The sequence below is a fragment of the Sphingomonas adhaesiva genome, assembly GCF_002374855.1.
GTDB classification, from domain to species: domain Bacteria; phylum Pseudomonadota; class Alphaproteobacteria; order Sphingomonadales; family Sphingomonadaceae; genus Sphingomonas; species Sphingomonas adhaesiva.
Window position 1 is genome coordinate 112,019 of record NZ_NWVC01000005.1, and the last position, 17,696, is coordinate 129,714.

14 protein-coding genes are annotated in these 17,696 nt (G+C 71.5%); 10 read left to right on the forward strand and 4 right to left on the reverse strand.

Translation table 11 applies throughout. The features are described 5' to 3' along the window. Window positions 1-334: 334 nt before the first annotated feature. Window positions 335-2,539: a transglycosylase domain-containing protein gene (locus tag COA07_RS11720; protein WP_096641038.1), complete on the reverse strand. Its 2,205-nt coding sequence runs from the start codon at window positions 2,537-2,539 to the stop codon at window positions 335-337. 193 nt (window positions 2,540-2,732) lie between these two features. On the opposite strand from COA07_RS11720, the gene COA07_RS11725 reads away from it, so the two are divergent. The 7 genes from COA07_RS11725 to COA07_RS11755 all read left to right on the forward strand — a co-directional run bounded on the left by COA07_RS11725 (window position 2,733) and on the right by COA07_RS11755 (window position 10,435). Then, a complete protein-coding gene (locus COA07_RS11725; protein ID WP_066712286.1) occupies window positions 2,733-3,848 on the forward strand; it encodes an Rv3169 family protein in 1,116 nt (371 codons plus the stop codon). After that, complete coding sequence (locus tag COA07_RS11730) at window positions 3,845-4,873, forward strand: phosphotransferase family protein (RefSeq protein ID WP_211280962.1); 1,029 nt, start codon at window positions 3,845-3,847, stop codon at window positions 4,871-4,873. Before COA07_RS11725 ends, COA07_RS11730 begins: the two co-directional genes overlap by 4 nt. Continuing rightward, on the forward strand, window positions 4,870-5,265 hold the full coding sequence (locus COA07_RS11735; protein WP_066712282.1) for a hypothetical protein: 396 nt from the start codon (window positions 4,870-4,872) through the stop codon (window positions 5,263-5,265). Before COA07_RS11730 ends, COA07_RS11735 begins: the two co-directional genes overlap by 4 nt. Window positions 5,266-5,291: 26 nt before the next feature. After that, a complete protein-coding gene (locus COA07_RS11740) occupies window positions 5,292-6,095 on the forward strand; it encodes a crotonase/enoyl-CoA hydratase family protein (RefSeq protein ID WP_066712280.1) in 804 nt (267 codons plus the stop codon). Beyond that, window positions 6,092-7,603: an acetyl-CoA acetyltransferase gene (locus COA07_RS11745; protein ID WP_066712277.1), complete on the forward strand. Its 1,512-nt coding sequence runs from the start codon at window positions 6,092-6,094 to the stop codon at window positions 7,601-7,603. The genes COA07_RS11740 and COA07_RS11745 overlap by 4 nt, the downstream gene beginning before the upstream one ends. 41 nt (window positions 7,604-7,644) lie before the next feature. Then, the gene (locus tag COA07_RS11750) at window positions 7,645-8,502 is read left to right on the forward strand and encodes an HpcH/HpaI aldolase/citrate lyase family protein (RefSeq protein WP_096641039.1); all 858 of its coding nucleotides are present in this window, start codon (window positions 7,645-7,647) and stop codon (window positions 8,500-8,502) included. Window positions 8,503-8,602: 100 nt separating this feature from the next. Further along, complete coding sequence (locus tag COA07_RS11755; protein ID WP_245842138.1) at window positions 8,603-10,435, forward strand: methyl-accepting chemotaxis protein; 1,833 nt, start codon at window positions 8,603-8,605, stop codon at window positions 10,433-10,435. A gap of 16 nt (window positions 10,436-10,451) precedes the next feature. Here the strand turns inward: COA07_RS11755 and COA07_RS11760 are convergent, their stop codons facing one another. The 3 genes from COA07_RS11760 to COA07_RS11770 all read right to left on the reverse strand — a co-directional run bounded on the left by COA07_RS11760 (window position 10,452) and on the right by COA07_RS11770 (window position 14,490). Beyond that, the gene (locus COA07_RS11760) at window positions 10,452-11,633 is read right to left on the reverse strand and encodes an aspartyl protease family protein (RefSeq protein WP_211280963.1); all 1,182 of its coding nucleotides are present in this window, start codon (window positions 11,631-11,633) and stop codon (window positions 10,452-10,454) included. A 411-nt stretch (window positions 11,634-12,044) separates the two neighbouring features. Further along, on the reverse strand, window positions 12,045-13,592 hold the full coding sequence (locus COA07_RS11765) for a TadA family conjugal transfer-associated ATPase (RefSeq protein ID WP_174525866.1): 1,548 nt from the start codon (window positions 13,590-13,592) through the stop codon (window positions 12,045-12,047). 61 nt (window positions 13,593-13,653) lie between these two features. Next, on the reverse strand, window positions 13,654-14,490 hold the full coding sequence (locus tag COA07_RS11770; protein ID WP_096641107.1) for an Ada metal-binding domain-containing protein: 837 nt from the start codon (window positions 14,488-14,490) through the stop codon (window positions 13,654-13,656). A gap of 85 nt (window positions 14,491-14,575) precedes the next feature. Between COA07_RS11770 and COA07_RS11775 the strand changes: the two genes are divergently transcribed. The 3 genes from COA07_RS11775 (at window position 14,576) to atpA (ending at window position 17,630) form a co-directional block, all read left to right on the forward strand. After that, the gene (locus COA07_RS11775; protein ID WP_096641041.1) at window positions 14,576-15,382 is read left to right on the forward strand and encodes an enoyl-CoA hydratase; all 807 of its coding nucleotides are present in this window, start codon (window positions 14,576-14,578) and stop codon (window positions 15,380-15,382) included. Between the two features lie 144 nt (window positions 15,383-15,526). Next, window positions 15,527-16,096 (forward strand): F0F1 ATP synthase subunit delta, encoded by a 570-nt coding sequence (locus COA07_RS11780; RefSeq protein ID WP_066710672.1) that lies wholly within the window; start codon window positions 15,527-15,529, stop codon window positions 16,094-16,096. 4 nt (window positions 16,097-16,100) lie between these two features. Continuing rightward, a complete protein-coding gene (gene atpA / locus COA07_RS11785) occupies window positions 16,101-17,630 on the forward strand; it encodes a F0F1 ATP synthase subunit alpha (protein WP_066491266.1) in 1,530 nt (509 codons plus the stop codon). The last annotated feature ends 66 nt before the right edge of the window (window positions 17,631-17,696 follow it).

Here is a 17,696-nt window from a genome sequence, read left to right on the forward strand (position 1 = left end):
CGGTCAGCGCGCGCGGCGGGTCAATATGGCTGACCGGAATGGGGGGGCGTGGCGGTGGGCCGTGGCGTGTCCCGGCATCCACGGGGTCGCACACCGTCACAGGGGGTTGTCTTACGGCGCGATGAATCACGGACCACGTCAGGACATCTGCGAACCGTCGGACTTCCGGCCTCCTCCCCACGTCACCCCGGCGCACGCCGGGGTCCATGGTGCCGCACAAGCAGCGGCTGGTGCGTTCGTGGAACCATGGATGCCGGAACAAGTCCGGCATGACGAAGAAGGTATTGATACGTGCTGAATAACGGTTCGGCGCGACAAGCCGGGCGCGGCGCCGTCAGCCGCCCCAGAATTCGTCGGGCGGCGGCGGGGGTGGGCGATCGCGATCGGCAGGCGTGCGGTCGCGGGGGGTGCGCAGCGGTTCGGGCGGGGGTGGCAGGTCGACGCCCATGTCGCGCAGCCGGTCGTAGGCGTCGCCGATCGCGGGCCGGGTCTGCTCGATCAGGTCGCCGACCGGATCGCCCGCTTCCTCGTCCGTGCCGTTCATGTATGCCGGCTCCTCCTCCTCGACCACCGGGTCGACGACGATCGGGATGTCGAGCGCGGACATCATGAACTGGCGCCAGATCTGCGCAGGGATGCCGCCGCCGTGCAGGCCGGGATTGGGCGAATTGTCGTCGTTGCCGACCCATACGCCGACCACCAGATCGTTCGCGAAGCCGATGAACCACGCGTCGCGCCCGCTCTGGCTGGTGCCGGTCTTGCCGAAGGCCTGCACCGGCAGGTTGGCGTCGCGCCCGGTGCCGCGGATCGAGGAGCCGAGCAGGGTGCGCATCTCGTCGCGGATCTTGCCGGGCATCGCGGTGTCGCGGCCCGCGATCGCTTCGTACCAGCTGGCGTTGCGGTTGCCCTCCACCCCGCGCGGCACCACCGGATAGCGGCCCCCGGCGATCGCGGCATAGGCGGCGGTCAGTTCCAGCAGCGACACCTCCGACGTGCCCAGCCCGATCGTCGCCTCGTTGGCGATCGGCGTGGTGATGCCCAGGTCGCGCGCGGCCTTGATGACGTTGCGCACGCCGACTTCCTGCGTCAGCCGCGCGGCGACGACGTTGGAGGAGCGGGCGAAGGCGCGCTGGAGCGTGATCGGCCCCAGATAGCGGCCATCGTCGTTGCGCGGTTTCCAGCCGGCGATCTCCACCGGCGAATCGTCGCGCACGGTATCGGGCGCCAGCCCGGCGCGCATCGCGGCGAGATAGACGAACAGCTTGAACGTCGATCCCGGCTGGCGCTTGGCCTGCACCGCGCGGTTGAACGGGCTGGCGCGGTAATCGCGCCCGCCGACCATCGCCACCACCTCGCCATCGGGCTTCATCGCGACCAGCGCGGCCTGCATCCGGCGCAGCGACGCCTGGCGCACGACGCGTTCGGCGGTGCGTTGCAGCTTCGGGTCGAGCGTGGTGCGCACCGTCGCGTCGGTGCCGGCATCGCCCGCCACCTCGCGCGCGGAGGGCAGCACCCAGTCGGCGAAATAGGTGCCGGTCGGCAGGGTTTCGGGCCGGTCGGCGAGCACGCGCTGCGGCTGCACCGCATCCGCTTCGCGCCGGGTCAGGAAGCCGGCGTCGACCATCGCGCCGACCACCACCGCCTGGCGGGCGCGCGCGCCCTTCAGGTTGCCGGTGGGGGCAAGGCGCGACGGCGCCTTCACCAGCCCCGCCAGCATCGCCGCCTGGCCGACGTTGAGCCGGTCGGGCGTGCGCCCGAAATAATGCTTCGCCGCGGCGGTGATGCCGTAGACGTTGTCGCCGAAATAGACGTTCGACAGGTAGCGCGACAGGATCTCGTCCTTGGTCAGCCACGCTTCCAGCCAGAAGGCGATCATCACCTCGCGCAATTTGCGCGCGGCGGTGCGATCCGAATCGAGGAAGGCGTTCTTCGCCAGCTGCTGCGTGATCGTGCTGCCGCCCTGGCGGACCCCGCCCGAGCCGAGATTGGCGAAGGCGGCGCGCGCGATGCCGCGCGGGTCGATGCCCCAGTGCGAATAGAAGCGGCGGTCCTCGATCGCGACGAACGCCTCGCGCACGTGCGCGGGTAGCTTCGCGGCATCGACGGGGGTGCCGATGATCGCGCCGCGCCGCGCGATCGGCGTGCCGTCCGCCGCGGTCAGCGTGATCGAGGGCGGGGTGGGCGGCTTGAGCGAGCGCGACAGCGGCGCCGTCACCGCCAGCCAGATCACCGCCAGGACGAACAGCACGATCCCCGCCGCCGCGCCGCGCACGATCCACTTGCCCGCGCCGGCGAAGCGGCGGCGGCGCGGCGGGAGCGGGGGTGGCGCGCCGTCCCAGCCGCCGCCGTTGCCGCCGCCGTCGCCGCCATATCCGCCGCCGCCGTGCCACGCGTCGAACGAGGGCAGCGGCGCTGCCGGGGCAGCTGGCGGAAGCGCAGGCGGCGGGGGCGGCGAACCGGGCGACGGGGCGGGATCGGCCGCATCGGCGCGGGCGTGATGGTAGCGGACGCGGCCGGGTTCGTAGGGGTCGGGGCGCATGGTCAGTTGGTGTCTTACGTTGATATGACAGTCGCCGCAAGCCGGCGCCCTCGCAAAGGATAGCGGCGGACGCCGCGCCACGAAAGCGCCTCGCCGTAACTCTTGTTATCTTGTCGTTGACACGGGGCGCGCGGCTGGTCCACCCACGGGCCAACGACAGGCGGGCAGCGATCCGCATGCGGGAGAGCGAGCGATGGTCCTGACCAAGGGTGACGACTACCCGATCCACCAGACGCCGGACCCGGTGGCCTATGCCGGGACCGACCGCAATTTCTACGACCGCTATTACTTCAACGGCTATGCCCCGGGGGTCGAGGACGACGGCTTCTTCGCGGCCGCGCTGGGCGTCTATCCGCACATCAACGTCATCGACGCCAGCTTCTGCTGGCTGATCGGGGGGCGGCAGGTCAACCTGCACGCCAGTCGCGGGCTGGGGATGGAGCGGATGGACACGCGCGTCGGCCCGATCGCGATCGAGGTGGTCGAGCCGCTGCGCATCCTGCGCGTGACGGTGGACGCGCCCGACGAGGGCGTTCGCGCCGACATCACCTTCACCGGCCGCGCCTTTCCGCTGGAGGAGCCGCGCTTCACCCGCCGCAACGGGCCGCGCGTGCTGATGGACGTGACGCGGCTGACGCAGAACGGGCGCTATGCCGGGTGGGTCGAGGTGGACGGGGTGCGCACCGACGTCACCGGCTGGGTCGGCACGCGCGACCGCAGCTGGGGCGTGCGCCCGATCGGCGCGCCCGACGCGCAGCCGCCCAGCCCGCCGATCGCGCCGCAATTCTACTGGTTGTGGAGCCCGTGCGTGATCGAGGGCGGCGACCTGTATTTCCACACCAATGACGATGCGCACGGCCGCTTTTGGAACCGGCGCGCGACATGGCGGCCGGAAGGCGGCGGCGCGGCGGACGAGCATCATTACGACGATGCCGACTGCACGGTGCGCTGGCGCACCGGCACGCGGCGGGCGGAGGCGGCGGGCATCACGCTGCACGATGCCGAGGGCGAGACGCGCGTCGACTTTGCGATCGGGCGCACGTTCATGATGAAGGGGCTGGGCTATGGCCACCCGACATGGGCGCACGGGCTGAGTCATGGCGAGGCGCTGACCGTCGAGCGCGAGGATTTCGTGCCCGAGGAATGCGACCCGATGCAGCCGCACCATTTGCACGTCCAGGCCAGCGTGGGGGTGACGATGACCGGCCCCGACGGGACGGTGCGGCGCGGCAAGGGGGTGCTGGAGCAGCTGGTGATCGGCCCGCACGCGCCATCGGGGTTCCGCGACGTGATGGACCCGGCGTCGTGACCGGCACCGCGTTGCACGACCATCAGGTCGCGGCGTATCTGACGCGGCTGTGGGATGAGCCTGTCGCGATCGAGGGGCTGGCGCGCATTCCCGGCGGGGCGAGCCGCGAGACGTGGCGGTTCGATGCGCTGGTCGGCGGCGAGCGGCGCGCGCTGGTGCTGCGCCGCGATCCGGGCGGCAGCCTGATCGATACTGAGAGCGAGACCGAATATCGCGCCTATCAGAGCGCGGCGGGGATCGTCCCGGTGCCGGGCGCGGTGGCGCTGGAGCGGGACGGTGCGGAGCTGGAGCGGCCGTTCTTCGTGATGGAGCGGATCGACGGGGGCGAGGTGTGCTCGCCGTTCGTCACCGCGCCGTTCGGCGATCATGCCGCCGCGCTGGGGCAGGCGTTCTTCGGTGCGCTGGGTCGGCTGGCGGCGGCGGAGCCGGCGGGGACGCCGCTGGCCGCGCATGTCGCCGCGCCCGCGCCGGGCGACTGCTGGCGCGTCGCGCTGGACGAATGGGAACGGGTGATCGACGAGGATGCGACCGCGCCGATCCCGGTGGTGCGCGCCGCGATCCGCCGGCTGCGCGCGAACCCGCCGCCGCCGGCGCAGCGGATCGCGATCGTCCATGGCGATTATCGGTCGGGCAACATGATGCACGACGGCGCGGGCCGGATGCTGGCGATGTTCGACTGGGAAATGGCGCATCTGGGCGATCCGCTGGAGGATCTGGGCTGGGCGCTGGACCCGATCTGGGATCATTTCGAGCCGGGCAGCGCGTGCGGGATGCTGCCGCGCGACGAGGCGCTGGCGGTGTGGCGCGCGCACAGCGGGCTGGACGTCGACCCGGCGGCGATGCGGTGGTGGGCGCTGTTCAATTCGGTGAAGGGCCGCGCGATCTGGACGTCGGCGTACCGCGAATTCATCGACGGCGGGCGCACCGATCCGGTGCTGGCGTTCTCGGGCTGGTACCTGCCGCGGCGGCAGGATGCGATCATCGCCGCGCAGCTGGAGACGCTGACAGCGGGGGGCGGGGCATGAGCGACATCGGCGAGGTGCTGACCGGCACGGGCATGGTCGCGCTGGGCACGGGCGAGGCGCTGGGCGCGACCCAGGCCTTTGGCGGGGCGATGCTGACCGTGGCGGGGCTGCTGGCGATGCTGGCCGCGCAGGAGGCCGGGCAGGCGGCGGCGTGGCGGATCGCGGACATTGCGGAGATGCGCGCGTTGCTGGCCGACGGCGGCGCGGCGATGCCGGAGGTGGCCGAGGGGTTCACGCTGGAGGCGCTGGACGCGGCGTGGAACATGCTGTCCGCCGCGCTGGAGGCGCATCATGCCGCGGTGGAGGCGCGCCGCGATGCGGCGCGCGATGCCGCGATCTGCGCCTTCTATCGCGAGAGCACGGCGCGCCGCGGGCTGGTGTGGCCGGGATGACGGGACGGGCAAGGGAGACGACCGAGATGACGCAATTGGGTAACGACGCTGTGCTGGTGGAGCGGCGCGGGCATGTGATGATCGTCACGATCAACCGGCCCGAGGCGCGCAATGCCGTCAACCGCTTCGTCCACGAAGGCGTGGGCGATGCGCTGGCGGCGGCGGATGCCGACCCGGAGGTGCGGTGCGTGATCGTCACCGGGGCGGGCGACAAGTCGTTCTGCGCCGGTGCCGATCTGGTCGCGCTGTCGCGCGGCGAAAGCCTGGCGCCCGACGACCGCGCCAAGCAGGCCTGGGGCTTCGCCGGGCTGGTCAGCCACGCCGTTTCGACCCCGGTGATCGCGGCGGTGAACGGCCATGCGCTGGGCGGCGGGCTGGAGATCACGCTGGCGTGCGATCTGGCGGTGGCGGTCGATACCGCGCAGTTCGGCCTGCCGGAGCCCAAGCGCGGGCTGTTCGCGGCGGCCGGCGGGGTGTTCCGCCTGCCCGACCAGCTGCCGCGCAAGATCGCGATGGAGATGATCCTGACCGGCGAGCCGATCTCTGCGCAGCGCGCGCTGGAGCTGGGGCTGGTCAATGCGCTGGCCCCCGCCGGGCAGGTCGTCGACGCCGCGCTGGCGCTGGCGGAGAAGATCGTCGCCAATGCGCCGCTGTCGGTGCAGGCATCCAAGCGGATGGCGCAGGGGATCGTCGAAGGCGCCGTCCCGCACGAGGCGGCGGCGTGGAAGCAGAACCGCGCCGAAACCGCGATCGTGTTCACCAGCGAGGATTCGCGCGAAGGCCCGCTGGCGTTCGCGCAGAAGCGCGCGCCGGTGTGGAAGGCGAAATGAGCGTCGATCCCGAACGCGTCGCCGTGATCGTGGGGGTAGGGCAGGTCAACGACCGCCCCGCCGACCCGGCGCAGGGAATGGAGCCGGTGGCGCTGATGCGCGCCGCGCTGGAGGCGGCGGACCGCGACGCGGGCGGCGGCTGGCTGGCCGATGTCGCGTCGCTGGGGGTCGTCCAGCAGATCAGCTTCCGCGACCAGAACCCGCTGGCGGACAAGGTCGCCGCGACGATCGGCGCGGGCGGCGCGGCGGCGTACGAATCGGTCGGCCCCAACGGCGACAGCCCGATCCTGCTGCTGAACGAGGCGGCGAACCGCATTGCGCGCGGCGAGGTGCGGGTGGCCGCCGTGGTCGGCGCGGAGGCTCTGCGCACCGCCAGCCAGCGCGCCGCGCGGGCCGCGAAGACCAGCGTGGCCGAGCAGAACCCGATGGCCAATCTGGCGAAGCGCGCGGCGCCCGGTTACCGCCAGCGGTACGGGCTGGCGATGCCGGTCGACGTCTATCCGCTGTACGAGAACGCCGGGCGCGCCGCCTATCGCCAGACGCTGGCCGAGGGGCAGCGCGAGTCGGGCGAGATCTGGTCGCGGTTCAGCCAGGTCGCGGCGCAGACCCCGGCGGCGTGGATCCACGCACCGCGCACCCCCGAGGAGGTGCTGACCCCCACCGCGGACAACCGCCCGATCGCCTTTCCCTACACCAAGCTGATGGTCGCCAATTCCAGCGTCAACCAGGGCGCCGGCTTCATCGTCACCAGCTGGGCCGAGGCGCGGCGGCGCGGCGTGCCGGAGGCGCGGATCGTCCATGTCGGGCGCGGCGCGGCGGCGCATGAGAGCGACGATTACCTGGCGCGCGACCGATACGACATGTCGCCCAGCATGGCGACGTGCCTGACGCGCACGCTGGAATGGAACGGGGTGACGGTGGACGACCTGGACCTGGTCGAACTGTATTCGTGTTTCCCGTGCGTGCCCAAGATGGCGCGGCGGGTGATCGGCTGGCCGGTGGAGCGGCCGGCGACGGTGTTCGGCGGGCTGACGTTCGGCGGCGGGCCGATCGGCAACTACATGAGCCATGCGGTCGCCGAGATGGTCGACGCGCTGCGCGCCGGCGCAGGGGCCAAGGGGCTGCTGTTCGCCAACGGCGGCTATGCCACGCACAATCACGCGATCGTGCTGGCCACCGATCCGCCGCCCGGCGCGGGCGCGGCGCACGATTTCGACGTGCAGGCCGAGGCGGATGCCGCGCGCGGGCCGGTGCCCGAGCTGGTCAAGGACTATGTCGGGCAGGCCACGGTCGAAACCTATACCGTGTTCTACAAGCGCGACGGATCGCCGCGCGCGGGAGTGATCGTGGCGCGTACCCCCGCCGGGCAGCGCACGCTGGCGAAGGTGCCGGGCGAGGATGCCGCGACGATCGCGTGGCTGACCGACGGCGCCGCCGAGCCGGTCGGCAGCGTCGGCGAGATCGTCGCGCAGGGCGAGGAGATGGTGTGGACGCGGGCGACCGGATGAACCCGGTCGCCACGGCGGCGCGGGGTGGCTAGGGTCGCGCGATGACGACGATCCGTCCGCGCCGCAGCGCGCTGTACCTGCCCGCGTCCAACGCACGCGCGATCGAGAAGGCGCGCACGCTGGACTGCGATGTCGTGATCCTGGACCTGGAGGATGCCGTCGCGCCCGACCAGAAGGCGGCGGCGCGCGACGCCGCGGTGGCGGCGGTGCGCGGTGGCGGGTTCGGGCACCGCGAACTGGTGGTGCGTGCCAATGCGCCCGACACGCCATGGGGCGCGGACGATCTGGCCGCGCTGGCGGGCAGCGGGGCGGCGGCGGTGCTGCTGCCCAAGGTATCCGCCCCCGCGACGCTGGTCGAGGCGCGCGCCGCGCTGGGCGACGGCCCCCCGCTGTGGGCGATGATCGAGACGTGCCGCGCGATCGTCGACCTGCCCGCGATCGCCGATGCGGCGGGCGCGACCGGGCTGGCGGCGTTCGTCGTCGGCACCAACGATCTGGCCAAGGAAATGCGCTGCCGCCCCGGCGCCACCCGTGCGCCGCTGCTGCCGGTGCTGACGCAGGTGGTGCTGGCGGCGCGGATGGCGGGGCTGATCGCGCTGGACGGCGTGTGCAACGTGCTGGACGACGAGGCGGTGGTGGAGGCCGAATGCCGCCAGGGGCTGGACTGGGGCTTCGACGGCAAGACGCTGATCCACCCGGCGCAGATCGCCGCGGCCAACCGCGTCTTCACGCCGTCCGCCGCCGAGGTCGAATGGGCGCAGGCGATCGAGGCGGCGTTCGCGCGGCCCGGCAATGCCGGCAGGGGCGCGATCCGTGTGGAGGGCAAGATGGTGGAACTGCTCCACCTGGAGGAAGCGCGCCGGACGCTGGCGATCGCGCACGCGGTGGCGAGGCGGTAGCGGATTCGCGCGCGACGGGGCGGGGGGCGCGCAAAGGTAGGCTGGCATCAACCTTTTAGACTTAGGTCTACAAAACAAATCAGATGCGCCAGGGAGCAGGATGACTATCAAGCGTAACAGCCAGATCGGTGCAGCGATCATGGCGACCGCCCTCCTGCTGGGTACGGGAACGACCGCGATGCTGGTCGGCGAGATCCGCGTCGGCGGACCGATCGACAGCGCCGGACAGCAGATCGACGATCTGCAGGCCGCGATCCTGCCGCCGCCGGCCTATATCATCGAACCGTATCTGGAGGCGTCGCGACTGCTGGGCGAGCCGTCGTCGCAGGCCGCGCACCTGCGCCGGCTTTCGGCCCTGGAGCGCGACTATCGCGCCAGCATGGCCGACTGGCGCGCGTCGTCGCTGGACCCCGACCTGAAATCCGCACTGATCGAGAGCGCGGCGCGCCCCGCCGACGCCTTCTGGCGCGAGTTGCACGCCGCGTTCCTCCCGGCGGTGCGCCGCGGGGACATGGCGGGCGCGCGTGCCACCTACGATCGCCTGACCGTCAGCTACGACCGGCATCGCGCCGCGATCGACCGGCTGGTCAGCCAAGCGGCGGAGCGCAAGAAGGCGCTGGTCGCGCGCAGCGCCGAACGCGTCGGTATCGCGATGATCGTGCTGGGCGCGGTCGCGCTGTTCCTGATGGCGCTGCTGGTCGCGGGGATCGCGGCGCTGTTCCGCGGCGCGCTGACCCCGCTGGGCGACACCGCGGAGACGATGCGCCGGATGGCCGACGGCGATCTGGAGCGGGCCGTCAAGGGCGCGGGGCGGCGCGACGAGGTGGGCACGATGGCGGCCGCGACCGAGGTGTTCCGCACCGTCGCGCTGGAACAGCGGCGTACCGCGGCCGAGCAGCAGCGCGTGGTGGCGACGCTGGCCGAGGCGCTCGACCAGCTGGGCGAGGGCAGGCTGACGCATCGCATCGGCGATGCCCTGCCGGAACAGTATCGCGGTGTCGCCGCCTCCTACGACCAGGCGGTCGCCCAACTGGCGACCGCGCTGTCGGCGGTGGGCCGCTCCGCCGCGCGCGTGAACGAAGGGTCCGGCGAGATCCGGGTGGCGTCCGACGACCTGTCGCAACGGACCGAACAGCAGGCGGCCAGCCTGGAGCAGACGGCAGCGGCGATGGACGAGATCACCGCGACCGTCCGCCAGACGGCGGAGCGTGCCGACAGCGCCAATGCCGCGGTACGCACGATGCGCGAGATGGCCGAACGGTCGGGCGCCGTGGTGCGCGACGCGGTGGAGGCGATGGGCGGGATCGAGCGGACGTCCAACGAGATATCGGACATCATCGCGGTGATCGACGGGATCGCGTTCCAGACCAATCTGCTGGCGCTGAACGCGGGGGTCGAGGCGGCGCGTGCGGGGGAGGCGGGCAAGGGCTTCGCCGTCGTCGCGAGCGAGGTGCGCGCGCTGGCGCAGCGATCGGCGGACGCCGCCAAGGACGTCAAGGGCCGCATCACCGCATCGTCGGCGCAGGTCGCGACGGGCGTGCGGCTGGTCGGCGAGACCGGCGAATCGCTGATCGGCATCGTCGCGCGGATCGGCGAGGTCAGTGCGCTGGTCGGCGACATCGCGGCGGCCGCGACACACCAGTATGGCGGGCTGAAACAGGTCAATATCGCGATGTCCGAGCTGGACGGCGTCACCCAGCAGAATGCCGCGATGGTCGAGGAGGCGACGGCCGCCGCGCGCGGCCTGGCCGACGAGGCGGACCGGCTGACCGGGCATATCGCACGTTTCCGGACCGGTGACGTGCCGGCGGCGGCGGTGGCGAGCATGCACCGGCTTGGCGGCCATGCCGCACCGGCGGCGCGGCGGACCGGCGGGGCGCCGGTGCGGGTGGCGGGCAATACGGCACTGGCCGCGGACTGGTCGGCGTTCTAGGGCCGGGCGCGCGGCCCTAGTAGAAGCGTCGCAGCGTCAGCGTGCGCTTCGTGCCGTCGCACATCGCCAGCTGCACGACGCGGCCGGGCGTGCCGGTGGGCCAGCGCGCCATCGGGGTGCCGATATAGCCGGGGGTGACCGCGGTGCCGTCCACCGCGCAGATCGTGTCGCCCTCCCGCCAGCCCGCCGCCGCCGCCGGGCCGCCGCGCATGACGTGGAGCACCTTCAGCCGATCGCCCGCCAGCCCCAGCAGCAGCCCGCTGGTCGATCGTTCGGGCGCCCGCGCGGCGCCTTCGGCGCGCAGCAGCATGTGGCCCGCGCCGGGATCGAGCAGCACGCGATAGCGTTGCAGGAAGCCCGAGCCGATCCGCCCGGCGGTGCCGATCGTTTCGGAAAAGCCGCCCGCGCCCTCGATCCGCACCTCCACGTCGCGCGCGGCGACCTGCCCGATCGTCAGCACCGGCACGATCGCGACGTCGCTGACCACCGGGCCGGCAAGCCCGTAGGAGATGGTGGTGGTCGCCCCCGCCGTGCCGCCCGCCGCCGCCCAGGCGGGGGCCGCGACGGTCACCGCCGCACCGTCGCCGGTATCGACCACCATCGGGCGCAGCGGGCGCCCCGCCAGCGCGGCGGTGGTGACGTACAACTGCCGGTCTGGCGCGATCGACAGCGGCGCGGACGGCGCGGCGAACGGCATCCGCCCGCTTTTCAGCAGGCGGAAGCGACGCGCCTGATAGTCGATGTCGAGCGCGTAGCCGGCGGTGAGGTCGCGCCCGACCAGCAGGTCGACCGCCGCCGCGCCGTCATGCCCGCCGCCGGTCGCCGTCGCGGGCAGGTCCGCGATCAGCAACGCGCCGCCGCGCCGCGTCAGCCCGCCCAGCGTCAGCGTGGTCACCGGCGTCCTGCCCACCGTCAGCGTGCCGCCGATGACGTCGGCGCGCCCTTCCTCCGTCACGCGCAGGCCGCTGGCGCGGGCATGGTCGCGCGACAGCACCGACATGCTGACCCCGGTATCGAGGATCGCGGTGACGCGCCGCCCGTCGAGCGTCATCGCAAAGCGGATCTGGTTGCCCGCCGTCAGGTCGAACGGCACCCAGCGCGCCTCCGCATCGGGCGCGAGCGTATCGACCGGCGTGCGCGACGGTGCGGGGGGAGGGGCGGCGGCGGCGAGCAGCAGCGGCAGGAGGATGGCGGGCACGCGGGGATGCTTAGAGGGATTTGCGCGCGGGTTGAACCGTCGTCATGGGGCCGGGGGCGCTCGTGGGGCGGCGTTGGCGACACGCACCCGGCGTGTTTCGCAGGCACCGCGACGTTCGCAGCGGACCCCGGCCCTGCTCGGAACCTCTGCGAAAGCCGCTCCCGTCATGCCGGACTTGTTCCGGCATCCATGTTGCCGCGCACGCACAAGCCGATGCTTTTGTGGCACCATGGATCCCGGCTTTCGCCGGGGTGACGGGCGTAAGCGGCAGGAAGCCGATCCCGGGACGTTGTTCTGCTCGGCCCTGGGCTCCTGCCTGTGCGGGAGCACGGCGCCATTACCGCTGGAGTGTCTGCGGAAGCATGGATGCCGGAACGGGTCCGGCATGACGGGGGCCTCGCGCGGCGGGCGTTACAGGCAGGCTTCCAGATAGGCCTGGTCGAAGCCGAACTGCTTGGCCTTGTCGATCGTGTACGGGCGCAGCCCCATCGAGCGATATTCGCCGATGATCTTCCCGTCGGCGCTTTCGTCCAGATATTCGAACTTGAACAGTTCCTGCGTGACGATCACCGGACCTTCCATGCCGATCACCTCGGTGATGTTGGTGACGCGGCGGCTGCCGTCGCGCAGGCGCTTCACCTGGATGATCATGTCGACCGAATCGGCGATCTGGCGGCTGATCGCTTCCTTCGGCACCTTGATGTCGGACATCATCACCATGTTCTCCATACGCGCCAGCGCCTCGCGCGGGGAGTTGGAGTGGAGCGTACACATCGACCCGTCGTGGCCGGTGTTCATCGCCGCCAGCATGTCGAAACATTCGGAGCCGCGGATTTCGCCCAGGATGATGCGGTCCGGGCGCATACGCAGCGCGTTCTTCACCAGGTCGCGGATGCTGATCTCGCCCTGACCCTCCAGGTTGGCGGGGCGCGTTTCCAGCGGCAGCCAGTGCGGCTGCTGCAAACGCAGTTCGGCCGCGTCCTCGATCGTCAGCACGCGCTCGCCCGGGTCGATCATCTTCGACAGCGCGTTGAGCATCGTCGTCTTGCCCGAGCCGGTGCCGCCCGAGATGACGACGTTGAACCGGCACGCGCCCGCGATCTTCAGCGCGGTGGCCATCTTGGTCGACATGCTGCCGAACCCGGCCATCATGTCGAGCGTGATCGGCTTGGCCGAGAATTTGCGGATCGAGATGGCGGTGCCGCGCAGCGACAGCGGCGGCACGATGACGTTGACGCGGCTGCCGTCCTTCAGCCGGGCGTCGGCGAGCGGCGTCGTCTGGTCGACGCGGCGGCCGACCGAGTTGCAGATGCGCTGCGCGATCTGGAACAGATGCTCTTCGTCGCGGAACGCGATCTGCGCCAGTTCCAGCTTGCCCTTGCGCTCCACGAACGTCTGTTCGGGGCCGTTGACCATGATGTCGCTGATGTCGGGATCGGCGAGCAGTTCCTCGAGCGGCCCCAGCCCGAGCAGCTCGTCGACCAGCACCTTTTCCAGCGCGAACTGTTCGCGGCGGTTGAGCGTCAGTTTGAGCTCGGCCAGCACCTCGCCGATGATCGGGCGGAATTCCTCCGCCAGCTCGTCCTTGCCCAGCGTCGCGGCGGCCTCGGGGTCGACGCGCTCCAGCAGGCGCGGGAGCACCTGTTCCTTGATCTTGTGGATCGACGCCTCGAACCCCTCGACCCGGCTGTTGCCGGCCTCGCCGCTGGCGTTCTGGCGATCGGACAGCCGCTGCATCGCGTCGATCTGCGATTGCGGCGTGGTGTTGTTGATGTCGACGTTCGCCTCGTCCGGGCGCAGCGCGAGCGAATCGAGCGGCGGGAACTGGTCGAGCGACGGGGCGGGCGCGGGGGGCGGGGTGTCGGCGCGCTGGCCGCCCTGCATCGGGCGCGCGACCCCGAATCCGGTGCGGGTGCCGCCCGTCGCCATGCCGCCGTTGCGCCGTCCGAACGCGCTCATCGTGCTGTTTCCGTCCCCTGGGTCCAGCGGACGGGAGTAAGCGCGATGGCTTTACAATTGCCTAACCATCGGCGGCGGCGCGGCGCACCGCCTCCAGGAAGGCGAGCCGCCGGGCATCGTCGGGCAGGGCCGGATCGTGACGTTCCGCCGCGGCGCGCGCGGCCAGCGTGGCGGCCCAGCGCCGGTGCGCATCGTCCCCGGCGACCAGCGTCGCGGCGGGGAACAACTCGCCGGGCGTGGGGCCGTCGCCCAGCGCGGCGTGGCACAGCCCGCGCGGCGTGGTGGCGACCAGCAGCGGCCCCAGCGCGGTATCGACGCGCGACCAGCGGATCGTCACCCCCGCGCCGCCCTCCGCGAAGGTGGCGGGCGTCATGCCCAGCCGCGCGGCATCGGCGTAGAAGCGGCTGGGGGCGGCATAGCCGGCGGCATAGATGGCATCGGTGACCCGCGCCGCCCCGCGCAGCTGCTCGGCCGCGTGCGCGGCGCGCAGCGCGCGGGCGTAGGCCGCCGGGGTCAGGCCGGTGTCGCGCTTGAACAGGCGCAGGAAGTGGTGCGGGGCATAGCCGACCGCATCGGCCAGCGCGGCGAGCGGCGGCGGCGCGCCGTTCGCGGCGGCGATCAGCCGCGTCGCATCGGCCACCGCCGCGCGGTCGCGCGCGACCGAATCGGGGCAGCAGCGCCGGCACGCGCGATAGCCGCGCGCGCGGGCGGCGGCGGCGTCGGCCAGCATCTCCACATTCTCGCGACGCGGGCGGCGCGCGGCGCAGCTGGGCCGGCAGTAGATGCCGGTGGTGCGCACCGCGACGACGAAGCGGTCGTCCAGCCGCCGGTCGCGGCGGGCGAAGCCCTCCCACGCCTCGTCCAGGGTCAGGCCGGCGATGGAGGTGGCGTCGCTCATCGCGCTTATGTATGCGATCGCGACGCGCCGGCCATCCCGCGGCTTGCGCCGAAACCAGAACCGGCGGGGCAGGAGGAGGCCGACGATGACGAGCGCCGCGCAGCCCGTGCTGATCGACCCCGTGCTGATCGACAGGCCCGGCGACGGCGTCGCGATCGTCACGCTCAACCGGCCGGAGGCGATGAACGCGCTGTCGGTGGCGATGCGCGCGGCCCTGTACGATGCGATGCGGCAGGTGGATGCGGACCCGGCGGTGCGCTGCGTCGTGCTGACGGGGGCGGGGACGCGCGCGTTCACCGCCGGGCTGGACCTCAAGGAGTTGGGCAGCGTCGACGGCGCGCTGGGCGCGGCCAATGCCAGCGGCCCGGCCGACAACCCGGTGCGCGCGATCGAATCGTGCCGCAAGCCGGTGATCGGCGCGATCAACGGCGTCGCGATCACCGGCGGGTTCGAAGTCGCGCTGGCGTGCGACATGCTGATCGCCAGCGACACCGCGCGCTTCGCCGATACCCATGCGCGCGTCGGCGTGATGCCCGGCTGGGGGCTGAGCCAGAAGCTGTCGCGGCTGGTCGGCATCGCGCGCGCCAAGGAACTGTCGCTGTCGGGCAATTTCCTGGACGCGGCGACCGCCGAACGCTGGGGGCTGGTCAACCGCGTGGTCGCGCCCGGCGATCTGCTGCCCGCCGCGATCGCGCTGGCGAGGGATATCGCATCGGCGGATGCGGCCTTCGTCGCCGATTACAAGCGGCTGATCGACGACGGTTTCGGGCTGCCGTTTGCGGCGGCGCTGGCGCTGGAGACGGAGCGGTCGTCGGCGGCCAATGCGCAGGTCACGCCCGCGGCGCTCGAGGCGCGGCGCGCGGGCGTCCAGGCGCGCGGGCGGGCACAATGAAGCGATGATGAACAAGCTTCCGCCCATCCGGTTGCATAGCGGCCCCCCCTTTGCTACGCGCCCGGCATCCCAAGCGAGGTGCGTTCCGCGCGCCATCCCTTCGCATGGGCCAACACCCTTGGGTTTTCGAGGAAAGTGAATCGCGTGGAGAGCTCCAGCGGTAATCAGGGCAGCAACATTCAGGCCAGCCTGGGCGGCCGCTACGCGAGTGCGCTGTTCGATCTGGCGGTGGAGGCCAAGGCCGTCGACCGAGTCGAGGAAAGCCTGTCCGCCGTGCGCCAGGCGCTGGCCGAATCGGCCGATTTCCGCATGCTGACCGCATCGCCGGTGGTCGCCCGCGGCGAAGCGGTGAAGGCGGTGCTGGCCACCGCCGACCAGCTGGGGCTGGACACCACGACGAAGAGCTTCCTGGGGGTGCTGGCGGAAAACCGCCGCCTGTCGCAGCTGCCGCAGGTGATCGCCGCCTATCGCACGCTGGCCGCGCGCCACCGCGGCGAAACCACCGCGGAGGTGACCAGCGCCCACCCGCTGTCCGACGACCAGGTCGAGGAGCTGAAACAGCAGCTTCGCCGCCGCGTCGGTCGCGAGGTGTCGGTCGACCTGACGGTCGATCCCGCGATCCTGGGCGGGCTGGTCGTCCGCATCGGTTCCCAGATGATCGATTCGTCGATCCGCACCCGTTTGAATGCGCTCGCCAGCGCGATGAAAGGCTGACGTAATGGATATCCGCGCCGCAGAAATCTCCAAGGTCATCAAGGACCAGATCGCCAATTTCGGTACCGAGGCCGAAGTCAGCGAAACCGGCCAGGTGCTGAGCGTGGGCGACGGCATCGCGCGCATCTACGGCCTCGACAACGTCCAGGCGGGCGAGATGGTCGAATTCGCCAACGGCGTGCAGGGCATGGCGCTGAACCTGGAAGCCGACAACGTCGGCGTCGTGATCTTCGGCTCCGACGCCGAGATCAAGGAAGGCGATACCGTCAAGCGCACCGGCACGATCGTCGACGTCCCCGTCGGCAAGGGCCTGCTGGGCCGCGTCGTGGACGGCCTGGGCAACCCGATCGACGGCAAGGGGCCGATCGTCGCCGAGAAGCGCAGCCGCGTGGAGGTGAAGGCGCCGGGCATCATCCCGCGCAAGTCGGTGCACGAGCCGGTGCAGACCGGGCTGAAGGCGATCGACGCGCTGGTGCCGGTCGGCCGCGGCCAGCGCGAGCTGATCATCGGCGATCGCCAGACCGGCAAGTCGGCCGTCGCGATCGACACGTTCATCAACCAGAAGCAGGCGAACGCCGGCAGCGACGAATCGAAGAAGCTGTACTGCATCTACGTCGCGGTCGGGCAGAAGCGCTCGACCGTCGCGCAGCTGGTCCGCACGCTGGAGGAAAACGGCGCGATGGAATATTCCATCGTCGTCGCCGCCACCGCGTCCGACCCCGCGCCGCTGCAGTTCCTGGCGCCGTACACCGGCTGCGCGATGGGCGAATATTTCCGCGACAATGCGATGCACGCGGTCATCGTCTATGACGACCTGTCGAAGCAGGCGGTGGCGTATCGCCAGATGTCGCTGCTGCTGCGCCGTCCGCCGGGCCGCGAAGCCTATCCGGGCGACGTCTTCTATCTCCACTCGCGCCTGCTGGAGCGCGCGGCGAAGATGAACGACGACAACGGCAACGGTTCGCTGACCGCGCTGCCGATCATCGAGACGCAGGCGGGCGACGTGTCGGCGTACATCCCGACCAACGTGATCTCGATCACCGACGGGCAGATCTTTCTGGAAACCGACCTGTTCTTCGCGGGCATCCGCCCGGCGATCAACGTCGGCCTGTCGGTGAGCCGCGTCGGCTCGGCCGCGCAGACCAAGGCGATGAAGAAGGTGTCCGGCTCGATCAAGCTGGAGCTGGCGCAGTATCGCGAAATGGCCGCGTTCGCGCAGTTCGGATCGGACCTCGACGCCTCCACCCAGAAGCTGCTGAACCGCGGCGCGCGGCTGACCGAGCTGCTCAAGCAGCCGCAGTTCAACCCGATGCCGTTCGAGGAACAGACCGCGTCGATCTATGCCGGCACCAACGGCTATATCGACAGCGTGCCGGTCGCCGACGTGACCCGCTATGAAGCGGCGATGCTGGCGTTCCTGCGCGATCGCCATGCCGGCGTGCTGACCGCGATCCGCGACACGCGCGAGCTGGGCAAGGACACCGAGGCGCAGCTGAAGGCGGCGCTGGACGAGTTCGCGAAGACGTTTGCGTAACATCGCGTCACCCCGGCGAAAGCCGGGGTCTTCGGCCGCGGACGAGCGGCCTGTGGCACGAGATCC

Bases quoted from the DNA above. Each gene is read 5' to 3' on its own strand.
- COA07_RS11720 (WP_096641038.1), bottom strand. From the start codon at position 2,539: ATGCGCCCCGACCCCTACGAACCCGGCCGCGTCCGCTACCATCACGCC.
- atpA (WP_066491266.1), top strand. From the start codon at position 16,101: ATGGATATCCGCGCCGCAGAAATCTCCAAGGTCATCAAGGACCAGATC.
- COA07_RS11725 (WP_066712286.1), top strand. From the start codon at position 2,733: ATGGTCCTGACCAAGGGTGACGACTACCCGATCCACCAGACGCCGGAC.
- COA07_RS11750 (WP_096641039.1), top strand. From the start codon at position 7,645: ATGACGACGATCCGTCCGCGCCGCAGCGCGCTGTACCTGCCCGCGTCC.
- COA07_RS11770 (WP_096641107.1), bottom strand. From the start codon at position 14,490: ATGAGCGACGCCACCTCCATCGCCGGCCTGACCCTGGACGAGGCGTGG.
- COA07_RS11765 (WP_174525866.1), bottom strand. From the start codon at position 13,592: ATGAGCGCGTTCGGACGGCGCAACGGCGGCATGGCGACGGGCGGCACC.
- COA07_RS11740 (WP_066712280.1), top strand. From the start codon at position 5,292: ATGACGCAATTGGGTAACGACGCTGTGCTGGTGGAGCGGCGCGGGCAT.
- COA07_RS11745 (WP_066712277.1), top strand. From the start codon at position 6,092: ATGAGCGTCGATCCCGAACGCGTCGCCGTGATCGTGGGGGTAGGGCAG.
- COA07_RS11735 (WP_066712282.1), top strand. From the start codon at position 4,870: ATGAGCGACATCGGCGAGGTGCTGACCGGCACGGGCATGGTCGCGCTG.
- COA07_RS11755 (WP_245842138.1), top strand. From the start codon at position 8,603: ATGACTATCAAGCGTAACAGCCAGATCGGTGCAGCGATCATGGCGACC.
- COA07_RS11775 (WP_096641041.1), top strand. From the start codon at position 14,576: ATGACGAGCGCCGCGCAGCCCGTGCTGATCGACCCCGTGCTGATCGAC.